This window comes from Henriciella sp., from assembly GCF_029937755.1.
Classification (GTDB): Bacteria; Pseudomonadota; Alphaproteobacteria; order Caulobacterales; family Hyphomonadaceae; genus Henriciella.
Window position 1 is genome coordinate 14,329 of sequence record NZ_JAPYPG010000008.1, and the last position, 14,460, is coordinate 28,788.

Annotated in this window: 12 protein-coding genes; 4 read left to right on the top strand and 8 right to left on the bottom strand. The window is 62.5% G+C overall.

The genetic code is table 11. The features are described from left to right. Positions 1-31 precede the first annotated feature (31 nt). Positions 32-835, bottom strand: coding sequence for a serine O-acetyltransferase (gene cysE, locus Q1K29_RS15160; RefSeq protein ID WP_300395926.1), 804 nt, complete (start codon positions 833-835; stop codon positions 32-34). Between the two features lie 75 nt (positions 836-910). After that, a complete protein-coding gene (locus Q1K29_RS15165) occupies positions 911-1,513 on the bottom strand; it encodes a PilZ domain-containing protein (protein WP_300395927.1) in 603 nt (200 codons plus the stop codon). Positions 1,514-1,668: 155 nt separating this feature from the next. On the opposite strand from Q1K29_RS15165, the gene Q1K29_RS15170 reads away from it, so the two are divergent. After that, complete coding sequence (locus Q1K29_RS15170; RefSeq protein WP_300395928.1) at positions 1,669-3,312, top strand: choline dehydrogenase; 1,644 nt, start codon at positions 1,669-1,671, stop codon at positions 3,310-3,312. Positions 3,313-3,315: 3 nt separating this feature from the next. Here the strand turns inward: Q1K29_RS15170 and Q1K29_RS15175 are convergent, their stop codons facing one another. Then, the gene (locus Q1K29_RS15175) at positions 3,316-3,855 is read right to left on the bottom strand and encodes a hypothetical protein (RefSeq protein ID WP_300395929.1); all 540 of its coding nucleotides are present in this window, start codon (positions 3,853-3,855) and stop codon (positions 3,316-3,318) included. A 192-nt stretch (positions 3,856-4,047) separates the two neighbouring features. On the opposite strand from Q1K29_RS15175, the gene Q1K29_RS15180 reads away from it, so the two are divergent. Beyond that, positions 4,048-5,304, top strand: a complete 1,257-nt coding sequence (locus Q1K29_RS15180; RefSeq protein WP_300395930.1) for a TadE/TadG family type IV pilus assembly protein — start codon at positions 4,048-4,050, stop codon at positions 5,302-5,304. A gap of 14 nt (positions 5,305-5,318) precedes the next feature. Here the strand turns inward: Q1K29_RS15180 and Q1K29_RS15185 are convergent, their stop codons facing one another. From Q1K29_RS15185 to Q1K29_RS15195, 3 genes are read right to left on the bottom strand one after another with little or no spacing between them, the layout of a single operon-like run. Further along, positions 5,319-8,447, bottom strand: coding sequence for an efflux RND transporter permease subunit (locus Q1K29_RS15185; protein WP_300395931.1), 3,129 nt, complete (start codon positions 8,445-8,447; stop codon positions 5,319-5,321). A gap of 6 nt (positions 8,448-8,453) precedes the next feature. Then, positions 8,454-9,629: an efflux RND transporter periplasmic adaptor subunit gene (locus Q1K29_RS15190; protein ID WP_300395932.1), complete on the bottom strand. Its 1,176-nt coding sequence runs from the start codon at positions 9,627-9,629 to the stop codon at positions 8,454-8,456. A gap of 14 nt (positions 9,630-9,643) precedes the next feature. After that, positions 9,644-10,306, bottom strand: coding sequence for a TetR/AcrR family transcriptional regulator (locus tag Q1K29_RS15195; protein ID WP_300395933.1), 663 nt, complete (start codon positions 10,304-10,306; stop codon positions 9,644-9,646). A 185-nt stretch (positions 10,307-10,491) separates the two neighbouring features. On the opposite strand from Q1K29_RS15195, the gene Q1K29_RS15200 reads away from it, so the two are divergent. Beyond that, positions 10,492-11,121: a nitroreductase gene (locus Q1K29_RS15200; protein ID WP_300395934.1), complete on the top strand. Its 630-nt coding sequence runs from the start codon at positions 10,492-10,494 to the stop codon at positions 11,119-11,121. Here Q1K29_RS15200 and Q1K29_RS15205 read toward each other — a convergent pair. Continuing rightward, the gene (locus Q1K29_RS15205) at positions 11,118-12,638 is read right to left on the bottom strand and encodes an AMP-binding protein (protein ID WP_300395935.1); all 1,521 of its coding nucleotides are present in this window, start codon (positions 12,636-12,638) and stop codon (positions 11,118-11,120) included. The two genes, Q1K29_RS15200 and Q1K29_RS15205, sit on opposite strands and share 4 nt — an antisense overlap. A 106-nt stretch (positions 12,639-12,744) precedes the next feature. On the opposite strand from Q1K29_RS15205, the gene Q1K29_RS15210 reads away from it, so the two are divergent. Beyond that, entirely contained in the window at positions 12,745-13,965 is a 1,221-nt protein-coding gene (locus Q1K29_RS15210; protein ID WP_300395936.1) for an MFS transporter, read from the top strand. Here Q1K29_RS15210 and Q1K29_RS15215 read toward each other — a convergent pair. Further along, the gene (locus tag Q1K29_RS15215) at positions 13,962-14,444 is read right to left on the bottom strand and encodes an Imm26 family immunity protein (RefSeq protein ID WP_300395937.1); all 483 of its coding nucleotides are present in this window, start codon (positions 14,442-14,444) and stop codon (positions 13,962-13,964) included. The genes Q1K29_RS15210 and Q1K29_RS15215 overlap by 4 nt on opposite strands. Positions 14,445-14,460: the final 16 nt, after the last annotated feature.

A 14,460-nucleotide genomic window follows, 5' to 3' on the forward strand; every position in this document is an offset into this window, starting at 1 on the left:
GTCGAAAGGCGCGCCCCAAGCCAAGGCGGGACTATTTTGCCTCGGGGATCGTCTGGTCCATGTTGCGCGCGGGCTGGCTGCCTTCGCCGCCGACGGCCTTCGCAGGAACGCCAGCGACTGTCGTGCGCGCCGGGACATCCTTGAGAACGACACTGCCGGCCGCGATCTTGACCTCGTCGCCAATGGTAATGTTGCCCAGCACCTTCGCACCGACCGAGACGAGCACGCCCTTGCCGATCTTCGGATGACGGTCGCCGACTTCCTTGCCAGTACCGCCAAGCGTCACGCCCTGCAGGATGGAGCAGCCATCCCCCACCACAGCGGTCTCGCCAATGGTGATACCGGACGCATGGTCGAGCATGACGCTCTTGCCCATCTTCACGGCTGGATGGATGTCGACGCCGAAGAGTTCGCTGGCACGTGACTGGAAGTGGAAAGCCAGCGTTTCCCGCCCCTCGCGCCAGAGCCGGTTGGCGACGCGGTGGGTCTGCAACGCAAGGAAGCCCTTGAAGAAGAGGAAGGGCTGCAACATCCCGCGGCAGGCCGGATCGCGTTCGAGGACAGCCTGCATGTCGAGCTCTGCCGCCTCGACCATCTCGTGCTCATGATCATAGACCGTCGCAATGATGTGGCGGATCTGCTGGGCGCCCATTTCCGGGCCCGCCAGTTTTTCGGCCAGGTGAAAGGCCAGTGCCTGACAGATCGTGTCGTGCGACAGGATCGCGGCGTCCATATAGCTGGCAAGCGCCGGCTCGTCGGCGGCAGCCGCCTTGGCCTCAAACCGCAGCCGTTTCCATGGCGGCGGCGGTGCGCCGATGTCCGGATTGTCGACCATGAGGGCGGTCTCCTTGTCGCCAGGAAGGCTGAAATGGCAAGCCGCCCTGCGCGGATCAAGGCGCTTTCGATATTTTCAGGACGCTTCACCCCGGGGAATATAGCGGATCGCGAAGCCATTACGTAGCGTGCGCACGACTTCTCCTCGCAAGTTCCCGACCGTCACAATCTCGCCCAAAGGGGGTGGTGGGCCGTCGGCCTCGAAAGCGGCGCCGGCAAGAGAGATGTCGATCGTCCGGCATTGAAGCACACGCCCGTCTGCGCGGCTCACAAGCGCAGGGCCGCCTCCGGCGTAACGGGGCGCCTCGCGTTCATCACTCAACCCGAGTTGCTTGTAATTGAGCAGCCATGTCAGCCGGTCTGCGATCTTGTCACGCTTTCGCGGTGTGAGCTTGAACCTGACTGCAAAGCCTTGCGGGGTCCGGCGGACCACCTCGGCTTCCAGCCGCCCGAGATCATCGAGATAACAGATCAGCTGCGCATCCACTTCCGGCTGGACATGCGCGACGATTTCCGCGCCGCCACAGGAAATGTTGCGAGTCAGCAAGCCGTGATCTTCGGCACCATCAAAAAGAAAACGGCCGTTCAGCGCTAGATCGACGCGAACATTGGACCGCCTGTCCTTACGCAGATCGAACCGCGGGGACACCTGCTCTTTGAGCTTCAAGCGAGTCTGCACGTCGCTCTCCATTCTTGGCTCCTGGCCTGGCTTCGGAGGATCCGCCAGTCTGCGACGTTATGGCGGGCTTGTTCATAAATGGTTGAAGCTTTGTGCAAAACTGACACTATCGTCACGAATGCAAATGCCGAATATCCGGGGAGGAAGCAGCGGCCATGTCAGGGAATGAGAGTTATGATTACGTCATTGTGGGCGCGGGCAGCGCGGGCTGCGTCCTGGCCAACAGGCTGAGTGCCGATCCGGGCGTATCTGTCTGCCTGATCGAGGCAGGCGGCAAGGACAAGAGCCTTATGGTCCGGATGCCGGCCGGTGTGGGCAGCCTTATCAAGGATGTGAACCCGCACAATTGGGGCTTCTACACCACGCCCCAGGAGCACATGAACAATCGCAAGCTCTGGTGGCCGCGCGGCAAGGGCTGGGGCGGCTCCTCCTCGATCAATGGCATGATCTATATTCGCGGCCATGCCCGTGACTATGACCAGTGGCGCCAGTCCGGCCTGACAGGCTGGGGCTATGGCGACGTGCTTCCCTATTTCCGCCGCTCGGAAGGCTACCGTGGCGATGCCTCCATCCATCATGGCACGGATGGTCCGCTTGCTGTGGAAGAAAGCCCCCTCGATTCAGTGTCCTACGACGCCTTTATCAAGGCCGGTGAACAGGCCGGCCATGCCGTCACCAGCGATTTTAACGGCGCCCAGCAGGAAGGGATGGGCCCCTACCAGCGCACCATCAATGACGGCGAGCGCTGGAGCGCCTCCTTTGCTTTCCTCCGCCCGATCGTGGACGAACGCAGCAATCTGACGGTGCGCTCCACGGCCCTTGTCAGCAAGGTGACCTTCAGGGGTGGCCGGGCAAGCGGTGTTGAAATCGTGCCGAAAAAGGGCGCCGAGCCGGAACGGATCGGGGCGCGCAAGGAGGTCATCCTCTGTGCAGGCGCCGTCCAGTCGCCGCAGATCCTGAAACTCTCCGGCATCGGCCCGGCCGATGAACTTCGCCAGCACGGTATTGCGCTCATCGCCGATCGCCCGGAAGTCGGACGTAACCTGCAGGACCATCTCGACGTCACCGTCGTCCACAAGATGACTCAGAAATTGTCGGCCTATTCCCAGCAGGCGGGGCTGAAGAAGATCGGCGTCGGGCTCAATTACCTGCTGCGCAAGAAAGGCCCCGGCCGGGACAACTTCCTTCAGGCGGGCGCCTTCCTGAAATCCCGCGAGGGCCTCGACCGGCCCGATCTGCAGCTCCACTATGTGAATGCGATCATGGTCGAGCATGGCCGCCAGGAGTTCAAATCCGACGGCTTCACAATCCACTCCTGCCAGCTTCGCCCGGAAAGCCGGGGTACGGTCTCGCTGGCAAGCGCCGATCCGTTCGACCATCCCCTGATCGACCCGAATTATCTCGCGACCGAGGAAGACCGCCGGGCCATGCGCGAGGGCGTGAAAATCTGCCGCGAGATTGCCGGGCAGGATGCCTTCTCCCCCATGCGCGGCGATGAGATCATGCCCGGCGCCGAGGTGAAGACAGACGAGCAGATCGATGCCTTCATTCGCGAGACCGGGGAAACGATCTATCACCCGGTCGGCACGGTCCGCATGGGCATTGACGATGCCGCTCCCCTCGATGGGGACCTCAAGGTTCGCGGCGTCGAGGGCCTGCGCGTGGTGGATGCCTCCGTGATGCCGACCCTGATCGGTGGCAATACGAATGCTCCAACCATCATGATTGCGGAAAAGGCCGCTGATCTCATCCTCGGCAAGGCAGCGCCTGCACCTGAAGAAATCGCCGAACCCGCCTGATAATCAGGCCGTCTCGTCGAGCTCGGCATCCCAGATACGGCGGATATGGACATCCGCCTCGGGGCCGAGGTTGAGCCAGGCGAGACGGCCAGTCGTTGCATTGGCGATCATCACCTGATCGCCGGATGTGATCGTCGCCTGCAAGCGGTCGCGCACCCTCGCCTGACGTGCTTTCGAGCGCAGCGCCCAGACGCCCGGCATGACCTCGGCAAAGCGGCCAAGCCGGTTAAGCGCACCGATGAGTTGCATCTGCCCTGTTCCGGCCAGTTTCGCGATGATGAGATAGTTGGTCGGTTCGGCGACCGCATCCTCTTGTGACTTGCCCGCTGTTTCGAACATGGCCCGAAGAGGTGAATGATCAGCTGCGGGAAGAAACGGCGCGGTCTCGCCTTCCGCTACGAGACTGTTAGCACTCACGCGGTGTTCATGGACAAAGGTCTTCATCTGGCCGAGCGTATAGGGACCGTAATCCGCCCCGCTGACGCGCACCCGCCAGACGGGCGGGTCGATGTCGGAAAGGTTCAGGGCGTCATCGGTGGACATGCGCAAAGGCTCCGGCCGCAAAAACATGCGAATGCCTACCCTTACCGAAATTGTTGAGCAGCCGGTTAAGAACTCACATCGCCGCTGTGCATGAACAATTGAATTTGAAGGAAATTTCCCACTTCCCCTTTCCCTCCCATTAGAGGCCCGGCCATAGCTTGCCATGAGTTCCAGCACTCAGGGGGAGCTGCCATGTCACCCATATTCTCAAAGTCCGTTCCGAGTCTGTCTTCAGTCCTGTCACGCAGTGGCCGCGCCCTGGCACAATGTCAGGCCGGCGGGACGATGATGATCTTTGCCCTGCTGACCGTTCCCGTTGTCGGCATGGTCGGTTTCTCGATCGATATGGTTCGCACGTCCAATGCGAAATCGGCGCTGCGCGCGACGCTCGACGCAACCCTGCTGTCTGCGGCCAAGGCCGGCGAGGATGATTTTCTGACGGCGGCGAATGCCTATTTCGACTCGAACCTCAACGAATTGTCGAAGCTCGAGCCGAGCGCCCGGTTTTCCACCAGCAAGACAAGTGCTGGCACCGTCTACAAGGGCACCGCGACCGCCGAGGTCGGCACCACATTCGCTTCCGTACTCGGCATCAACAGCATTCCGCTGTCGATGACCGCCTCAGTGACCGAACCGAGGGAAATCGGCGACACCTGCATCTGGGTCCTAGATGAGAGCGCCAACCACGCCCTCACCTTCAACTCGGAAGCCAAGGTCGTGGCCCCGGATTGCGCCGTCCAGGTCAATTCCATGAACAATGCCGCAGCCGTCTTCAACTCGAACATCGACATCTACTTCTCGGATATCTGCATCGCAGGTCCGGGCGTCACGAACAATTACGGGCCGATCGACAATCTGCGTACCTCATGCGAGCCGAAGCAGGAACCGTTTACCGCCAGCATGCCCGCCGTCGCTCCGGGCGATTGCGACTATGGCAGCAAGAATTTCAATGGCGGCAATGTCACCCTGCATCCCGGCACCTATTGCGGCGGCATCAACTTCAACAACAATACCAATGTGACCTTCCTGCCCGGCCTCTATGTGCTCAACGGGTCGAAGTGGAATGTGAATGGCGGTGAATGGGACGGCGAAGGGGTGAGCTTCTACTTCCACACCCGATCCTCCGGCATCCAGTTCAATAGCGCGGTGACCTCGGTGCTCACCCCGCCTGCCAGCGGGCCATATCAGGACATCATGTTCTTCGAAGCCCCGGGTCTCGCCAAATCGAACTTCATCTTCAACGATTCCGAAGATTTCCAGATCGAAGGCCTGGTCTACCTCCCCAGCCGCGACACGACCTACAATGCCAACTCCATCTGGCGGGCCCGCGAGTTTACCTTCGTGGTCAATACGCTGAAGCTGAACCAGACAAACTGGGATCTGACGCCCGGCGTGGAATCGAAGGCCAATTGGGGCAACGATACCGGCGAGCTGCGGATTTCCAGCTAAGGCCGGACCGCTGCCTACTCAGCGGGCTGGGCGTGCGGGTGGCGCCAGCCGCGTCCGGTCATCATCCGCCATGAGCGAACCACGGGCTTCATTGTCATGATCCGGTAGACCGCTGGCGTGAAATAGAGTGCGAGGATCGCTGATCCGCCGACTCCTCCAGCAATCGCCGTCGCCAGCGGCAACCAGAAGACATCGCCTGTCAGAATGATCGGCACGAAGCCGCCCATGGTGGTCAGCGTTGTCGCCACGATGTGCCGGGTGGCCGCCACGACGACCTCGCGTTGCGCGATCACATCATCGCGGCGCGCCGCCTCATTCCCCTGCAGCAGCGACAGGACCACGATCGAACTGTTGATCGAGATGCCAAGCAGGCCTAGCGCACCAACGATCGCGTTGAAGCCCATCGGCAGGTTGAACATCCACACGCCGCCAAAGGCGAGCCCGACCGACATTCCGCCTGTCAGCAGGATAAGCAGCGCCATCCGGAAGGAATTGAAGACCAGGGCCACTGCGCCCGCCATGATCAGGATCAGCGGCACCGCGAGCGAGGCGAGATTGGTCAGGGCTTCACTGCGGGTTTCGGCTTCGCCGGCAATGATGATGTCGTATCCGGGGGGCGCCTCAAAACCGGACTCTTCCAGCGCCGCCTGGAATTTCGCCATGACGGGCGGCGGCAGCGAATAGGGTTCGGTGAAGCCATAGATCTGGTTCACCCGTCTGCCATCGAGCCGTGTAATAACGGCGGTCTGCGGATCGAGCGTGATCTCTCCAAGCGAGGCGATAGGCGCGCCTGTGCCCGCTGGCCCATTGCCAATCGTCTTGGCGCGCAAGTCCGCAAGTTGCGAACGCCGCTCCGGCGGGGCGATGACACGCACCGGCACTTCCTCGATGCCCTCGAGGATCGAGCCGGCCGGCACCCCTTCCAGTTCAGCCCGCAGATCGTTGGCAAGCTGGGCCAGGCGTTCGCCAGACATGGCGGCTGCGGCTTCGTCGGCGCGGATGGTGATGACAGGGGCCCCGAGCTGCAGGCTCGCCTGGGTATAGGTGATGCCCGGCACACCGGAGAGGGTCTGGCGGGTTTCGTTTCCAAGCTCGTTCAGCGTTTGCAGATTGTTGCCGCGGATGAAGAATTCGATCGGTGCATCAACCGGCGGGCCCTGCTCGAAAGGCAGGGCGAGGAATTGCGCTTCAGGAAATTCCTGACGCAGGGAATCCTGGATGTCGCGCACCATGATCCGCGTCGACTGAGTGTCCTTGAGTTGAACCCAGCCGGCAGCAAAGCCCGGCACGCCCTGCGTGTTGTTGAAGGCGTTGTAATAGACGCGCGGTGCGGACTCCCCGAGCGTGAAATTCACCAGCTCGACGTTGGGGTATGAGTAGAGCAGCTCTGTTGCCCGTGCGCTCGCGCGGCGCGCTTCATGGATCGTTGCCGTCGGCGGCAGCGTAATCTCCACCTGGAACTGGTCGCGCTCTGTCTGCGGGAAGAATTGCAGCGGCAGGCTACCCCCCAGGACGAAACCGGCGACGGTGGGCACGAGACCGATCAGGATGCCGAGCAGCGGAAAGCGCAACACGGCCCCGACAGTCCAGCGATAGCCGTCTGTCACCGCATCGATCGAGATGCCGTCCCGGAACCAGTTCTTCTTCTCATGCGGCTTGCGCTTGCGGTCGAGGCGGCCGGCCATGAAAGGCGTGATGGTCATGGCGAGCAGGAAGGATGTGCAGACCGAGAAGATCACCGACACCCCGATCATCCCGATGAACTCGCCCGCAGACCCCGGCATGAAGGCAATCGGCGCAAAGGCCAGCGCCGTCGTCAGGGTCGAGGCGAACAGGGGCCCGAAGAGCTTGCCGATGGAGATGTCGATCGCATCGATGATGGAATGGCCGCGCGCACGCTCCTGATCGTACTCGTCAAAAACAACGATGGAGTTGTCGATCAGCAGGCCGAGCGAAATGACGAGGCCTGTGACCGACATCTGGTGAAGCGGGTAGCCGAACAAGTTGAACAGGATCAGTACAAGCGCCACGGTCAGCGGCAGGGCTGAGCCAACGACAAAGGCCGCCCGCCACCCCATGACAAGAAACAGGACAAGGAAGACGATCAGCGCGGAGAAACCGAGATTCTGCGCCAGGCCGTTAAGCCGGGCTTCCGTGTACTGGCTCTGGTCGAAAACGATGCGGACATCGATCTCATCCGGTGAGTTCGCTTCGAACTCAGCCACCAGGCCACGCGCGGTTTCTGCCCATTTGTCGACACGCTGATTGGGCTGGATGAAGGCGCCGACGAGGATCGAGCGTTTGTTGTCGGTGAAGTTCATCACCGAGGCCGGGTCCTCTATCCCCTTCTGAACCTCGGCGATGTCACCGACGCGAAGCGCCGTCCCGTCATCACGCTGCACGAGGGGGACCGACCGGATTCGGGCAATGCCGTCAAACGCGCCGCCAACCTCAAGCCCGACATTCGACCGTTCGCCACGCACCTGCCCGGCTGGCGCCTTGGCATCGGCCGAGGAGATGAGCTGGGCGGCCTCCGCCATGGACAGCCCTGCGGCGGCAAGGGATTGCGGATCCATGACCACCCGCACTTCTTCCTGCGGCAGGCCGAACGTCTCTGTTTCTTCCGTGCCGGCAAGGTTCTGGAACCGGTCTGACAGGTTGCGCGCATAGCGCGACATGACGGCCAGTTCCGGCTCGCCCTCCCCTTCCCAGACAAGCCCGACCAGCATGGTGGAGGCCCCGATATACTGTCGCGTGACCTCCGGCGTGCTGGTTCCTGACGGCAGGTCGGATCTCGCACTGTCGACCTTTGCCCGGACCAGGGTCCAGGCATCGTCCACCTCGGCTTCGGTAAGATTCTCGTCGATCCGGATGGAGACCTGGGAGACATTGGACCGCGAGACCGACTGGACCTCTTCCACCTCCGGCAATTCCAGGATGGCGGATTCGATCGGGTCGGTAACCGTCGCCTCGATCCGTTCGGCATCGGCGCCCGGCAAGGTGGTCAGGACGAAGCCGAACCGTTCGACAAGGGTCGGATCTTCCTGCCGGCCAAGCGTCAGGATGGAGCCAATCCCGCCAGCAATGACGACGAGAATGAAGAGGATGCTGAGCCGCGGGAGCCTGTAGAAAAGCGACTTCATGGCGTGTCAGCCTTCATCCGCAGCGGCTGCCGTCTGGTCGAGCCGCGGGCTGACACGCTGGCCCGGCGCGATGCGCTGCAGACCGTCAACGATGATCCGGTCGCCGTCCGAGACCGCGCCGCGCACATAGGCCCGGTCCCCTTCGCTCTGGATAATCTCGACCAGGCCGGGGCGCACCCGCCAGCCGTCGCTCTCCTGCTTTGCAATATACAGCGACCAGAGCCCGCGTTGGCCTTCCGACAGCGCCGAGACCGGTATCCAGAGCCCTGGTTCATTGACCTCGCGCGCCATTTGCAGACGGACAACAGCCCCTACCGACACGGCGGCAGGATCCAGAATATCGAAGACACTTGTGACCGTGCGCCGCCCGGCGTTGATGACACCGGTGACCGACCGCAGCCGCGCATCAACCGGCCCACGATCACCGCTCAGCGTATAGGTCTCGCCTGTTTCAAGTTCGGCGGCGAGCGTGGACGGCAGCCCGATACGAGCCTCCAGAGCGCCCGTCTCGACCAGTTCGAAAACCGGGGCGCCCGGTGCAGCGATCGCGCCTTCATCATAGCTGCGCTCGGTGATCACACCGGCAAAGGGCGCCGCGATGCGCGAAAGGTCGATCTGGACACGCAGCGATTCCGCCTGCGCCCTTGCCGCATCGATCCGGGCCTGCGCTGTCGAGGCCTGAGCGACGGCCTCATCCAGGCGTTGCGGCGCAACGTGGCCCTTGTTCAGGAGTGTCTGCTGGCGCTCGACCGTCGACATGGCGAGCGAGTGATTTGCCACCGCCTCCGCCACCTGCGCCTCCGCCGAGACAAGCTGCGAGCGAAGTGACCGTGTATCGAGAACGGCTAGCGTCTGGCCACCCGTCACCCGGTCTCCGACGTCAGCATTCAGCGCCGCGATCCGTCCACCGCTCTGGAAACCGAGCTGGCTGGTGCGCTTGGCGGCGACGAGACCACTGAACTTCTCATCGAGATCGAGCGAAGGCTGAAGGTGCGCCTCGATCACATCAACGCTGAGCGGAGCCGGCGCTTCGGAGATGACAAGCGGCCCTTCGCTGGACCGCTGTGACAGGACAAAGGCAGCCAGCCCTGTCACGGCGAGGGCAAGCACGATCAGGAAGAGCACCCCCTTAAGGAAGCTCGGTCGCGGCATTCTCTGCTCTTCGACATACGGGTCCGACATGGGCGGCTCCTGACTCACGTCCTGTCACCCGGAGTTTTCTCCAGGCTTCGAATGACAAGGTCTGCGTGAAAAGTAATGAATTCGTCCTGGCTCATGCCGCTCGGCATGGTGGCCATGGACGGGAAATCGTTGAAATGGGCAATCATCATGGCGAGCCCGTGCATCGAGGCCCACACGGACTTGGCCGCATTATCCCTGCCAAGGTTAGCGCGAAAACAGCCGGCCTCCAGGCCCTCGGCCACCATATCAGTCAGGATGGCGAAGGCGCGTGCGCGGTTGGAGTCACTGAAATCACCACTCTCGGGCAGGGCCGGCTCAGCTGGCGCGATGCCGGAGAAAGCTGCAACATAGTGGTGAGGTTTCTGCAGGGCTGTGCGGATGTAGCCGGCCACGCATTTGCGGGCACGCCCCGGGAACGGTTCGCTGCGATCGGCAATCTCGTTGACGCTTTCGAGGATGCGCCCGAAGAACGCCTCTTTCAGCTCATCGATGAGCTCATCCTTTGAGCCAAAGTACTTGTAGATCGCGGCCGGTGAATAATCGATCTCGTCGGCAATCCGGCGAATGGAAAGCCCTGCCTCCCCCTCAACCGCGAACACACGCTCGGCAGCTTCAAGGATGGCCCCACGCACGCGTATACGCCGGCGCTCTGCAGGGGTGTGAAGATCGTCTTCCATGGGGACTTCATGCGCTCCCGAACCAGCCGCTCGTATACAGCGAATCAGACTCGAAGAAAAGGGTGTTCATTTTGTGAACACCGTTTACTTATTCTCTTCATTCCGCCTTATTGCGAATAAGTCTTATATGCAAAATCTGGAAATTCATGGTGTAATTTCGCCGAAACCCGGCCTATCTAGCGGACATGACACAGAATTTTCCAAACGCGCCAGCCGTTGGCGAGCCCATGGTGGCGGTCCGTCCGTCTACAGAGGTCCGCGAGTTCCTTTCGCTGCGCCGGTCTGCCAACAAGGCCGCGATAGGCGCCCCGGGTCCTGACGCAGACAAGCTGGACGAAATCCTCGCCGCCGCCACCCGTGTTCCAGACCACCGCCGCCTGTCTCCCTGGCGCTTCATCGTATTCGAAGGCGAGGCCCGCCAGCGCTTTGGCGAAGCAGCCGCCCAGGTCCAGAAAGACGAAGCCCCCCTGGTTGACGACAAGGCCCTCGAGACAACCAAGGGCCTGCTGATGCGGGCGCCTGTCGTCGTGGCGGTCATTTCCAGCCCGAAGGACGACAACAAGACACCGGTCTGGGAGCAAGAGCTGTCGGCAGGGGCCCTTTGCTACAATCTGCTGCTGACTGCCAATGCAGCTGGCTGGGCCGGCTGCTGGCTGACGGAATGGATCAGCTTTTCAGACGGCATCAACAAGGTGCTGGGGCTTGAACATGGTGAACGCGTGGCCGGCTTCCTCTATCTCGGCACTGCGACAATGGACCCGCAGGAGCGGGCCCGTTCCGATGCAGGATCGCTCATCTCCCGCTGGGAGGGTTAGTCCCGGCTGTTCAGCTGGTCGCGGACGGCCTTGCGATTGATCTTGCCGACGGCGGTCTTCGGGATGGCCTCGGCGAAGACGATGGACCGCGGGCGCTTGTAAGAAGCGATCCGCTCACCAACGAATGCGATCAGCGTGTCGGCATCCACGGCTTCGCCCGGCTTCACCGCGACAACCCCCGTCACGGCCTCGACCCATTTCTCGTCCTTCACGCCGACCACGGCGCATTCAGCAACAGCCGGATGCGCCATCAGAACGTCCTCGATCTCGCGCGGATAGACATTGTAACCGCCGGTGATGATCATGTCTGAGGTACGGTCCTTCAAGTGAAGCAGGCCGCGCGCATCGAACTGACCGACATCACGCGTGCGCATCCAGCCATCCTCAAGGAACATCTGCGCATTGAGGGCCGGCGCATTGTGATAGCCGAGCATTCGTGATGGCGCCTTGACCGCGATTTCCCCCATTTCGCCGGGAGCGACATCCTTGCCGTCATCGTCGACCAGCCGGATACCGATATCCAGCGAGGGCCGCCCGCACGCCCCAAGCGCGTCTCCTTCGTGGTCCTCAGGGCGAAGCACGGCGACGGCGAGCGGGCATTCTGTCTGGCCGTAATACTGCCAGAAGCGGTGCTGCCCCCACGCGGCCATGGCCTGCTTGATCACGGGGCGCGGCATCGGCGAGGCGCCATAGATGACCTGTTTCAGCTTCGAGTTGGCCACCGCTTCGAAACCCGGCTGGCCGAGCAGCATCTGGAGCATGGTCGGCACGAGATTGATCGCCGTCACATCATGCGCGTGGATCATGTCGAGATAGGTGGCCGGCTCGAAATGGCTCATGATCACGGTCCTGGCATCGCGCAGCCAGAAGGGCAGGACGAACACCCCGCTCGCATGGATGAGCGAGGCGGCGTGCAACATCACATCATCCGGCTCCACGCTAATCAGGTTGAGCAGCACATTCCGGCAAATCGCAGCATAAGAGGCCTGTGTGTGCTGGGCCGCCTTCAGCGTGCCGGTCGTGCCTGAGGTAAACAGCGTGAGCACGACATCATCATTAGCAACAGTCACACCCGGATCGGCATCGCTTGCAGACGCCGCCTCTGCGAGCAGGCCCGTCCCTGCGTCGCCGAGCGGCAGGCAGGTCAGCCCGGGCACCTCTTCCTTCAGCGCCATGGCCGACCCCTCAAGATCCGGTCCGTAGATCAGCGTCTCGCACCCGGTATCGGCCAGCATCCGGGCGTGCTCCGGCACCGAGAGGCGCGCATTCAGCGGCACGCGATTGATACCGGCCTTGGCGCAGGCAAAGTCGAGCGGCACGCTGTAGAGGCTGTTATTGACCAGCAGGCTCAGCCGGTCGCCGCGCGAAAGCCCTTGGGCGGCCATGGTATTGGCAAGCTGATTGGTGACCTTGCGGACCTCGCGAAAGCTGAGACTCTCCTCGCCGAAGACGATCGCCGTCTTCTCCGGCGCGGTCAGGCCGCCGCGATTGATCAGGTCCACATATGTTGTCGCCATTCAGGCCTCCTTGGTGTGCTCATTCTTTGGGCGAGCTGCTATCGCGTGCAGGACGTATGCGCAAATACGCCTTTCACCGCAGCGCATTTCGGGTCATGACGCGCCCATGCTCCGTTTCCTTCGCGCCAATATCCGCTGGATCGCCGGCGGCTTCCTGCTCACCTTCTTCTCATCGTTCGGGCAGACCTTCTTCATCGGCCTGTCGGGTGAGGAGCTGCGCGCGAAGTTCTCCCTTACCGATGGTGAGTTCGGACTGACTTACATGTTCGCAACGCTGGCGAGTGCGGCGACCCTGCCCTTCATCGGGCGCATCCTCGACAGGATGCCGGGCCGCAACGTTGCCTGGTTCGTGATCCCGTGCCTCTCGGCGGCCTGCCTGCTGATTGCCTATGCGCCGAATGTCGCCGTCATGGTGGTTGCGCTCTACCTGCTGCGCCTGTTCGGCCAGGGGATGATGACACATATTGCGCTGACTGAGACAGGCCGCTGGTTTGCCGCCAATCGGGGCCGGGCGACCTCCATGGTCGTGCCGGGCCATCAGGCTGGTGAGGCCCTGTTGCCGGTAACCTTCGCGCTCGTGGCGGCGCTGGCCGGATGGCAGATGGCCTGGATCGGCGCGATTGTCGCCCTGATGCTCGTCGCCTTGCCCGCAATCCATGTGCTCTGGCGCGTTGAGCGCGTGCCCGGCGAGAATGCCGAGGACGGCCCGTCCGAGCGCACCGCCCGCGACTGGACGCGCGGCGAGGTGCTGCGCGACCCGATCTTCTACGCGCTGCTCGCCTGCGTACTCGCGCCGCCCTTCATCGGAACGACCATCTTCTTCCATCAGGATTATCTGGTCGAGCTGCGCGGCTACACACCGCTGGCTTTCGCAGCCGCCTTCCCGATCAAGGCGGCCACAACCGTTGTCTTTGCCCTGGTCTGCGGACAGCTGGTCGACCGTTTCGGCGCCTCACGGCTGCTGCCCTGGTTCCTGCTGCCGCTCGCGGTCGCGAGTGCAACGGCGGCTTTCCTGACGCCGGTCTGGGGCGTCTACGCCTTCATGTTCCTGATCGGGATAAGCTACGGCTTCACCTCGACGCTCGTCGGTGCGCTGTGGCCGGAGATTTACGGGATCAAGCATCTCGGCGCGATCCGGGCCGTGATCGTGGCCGCGATGGTGTTCTCGACGGCGCTTGGGCCTGGCGTCACAGGTGCGCTGATCGACCTTGGCATTGAGCTGCCAGTCCAGCTGGCCTGGATGAGCGTCTGGTGCCTGGCCGCCTGTGTCCTGCTCGGTTTCATCTCGCCCCGGCTCGTCGCGCGCACCACGGCACACAGCACCTAGCGTAGCTGGTCTTCCGGCACGCGCTGCAGGTCGATGGACAGCTCCTGCAGCCAGCGGTTCTCGCGCCCGTCTGCATGGTCGCGCAAGCGCTCTTCCACGGCAGCGGCCGACCAGACGGTGGCACACTCCAGACCAATACACTCTTTCAGGGTCGCCTGCTTTTCGCCGCCCGGCAGGTCCGGATGCTGCACGCTGAGCCGCCCGGTGCTTGCGTCCTGGCGGAACATCAGCGGATGCCCCTTGAGATCATCCGGCACATCCAGATGCCCGATCACCGGCCACCGCCCGCGTTTCAGGTCATCTTCGCGGACACGCACAGCAAAGACCACGTCCAGGTCTTTCAGCACGTCCGGCGCCAGGTCTGCCGTCGTCACGAAGTCGAACGTGATCAGCAGGCCATCGTCGGAAAGCTGGCCATAGCCCTTCCGGCCTTCGCCAAGGTCCAGCTGCAGGATGTCGCCGGGCTTCGGTCTACTCATCTCACTCCCGTCGTTT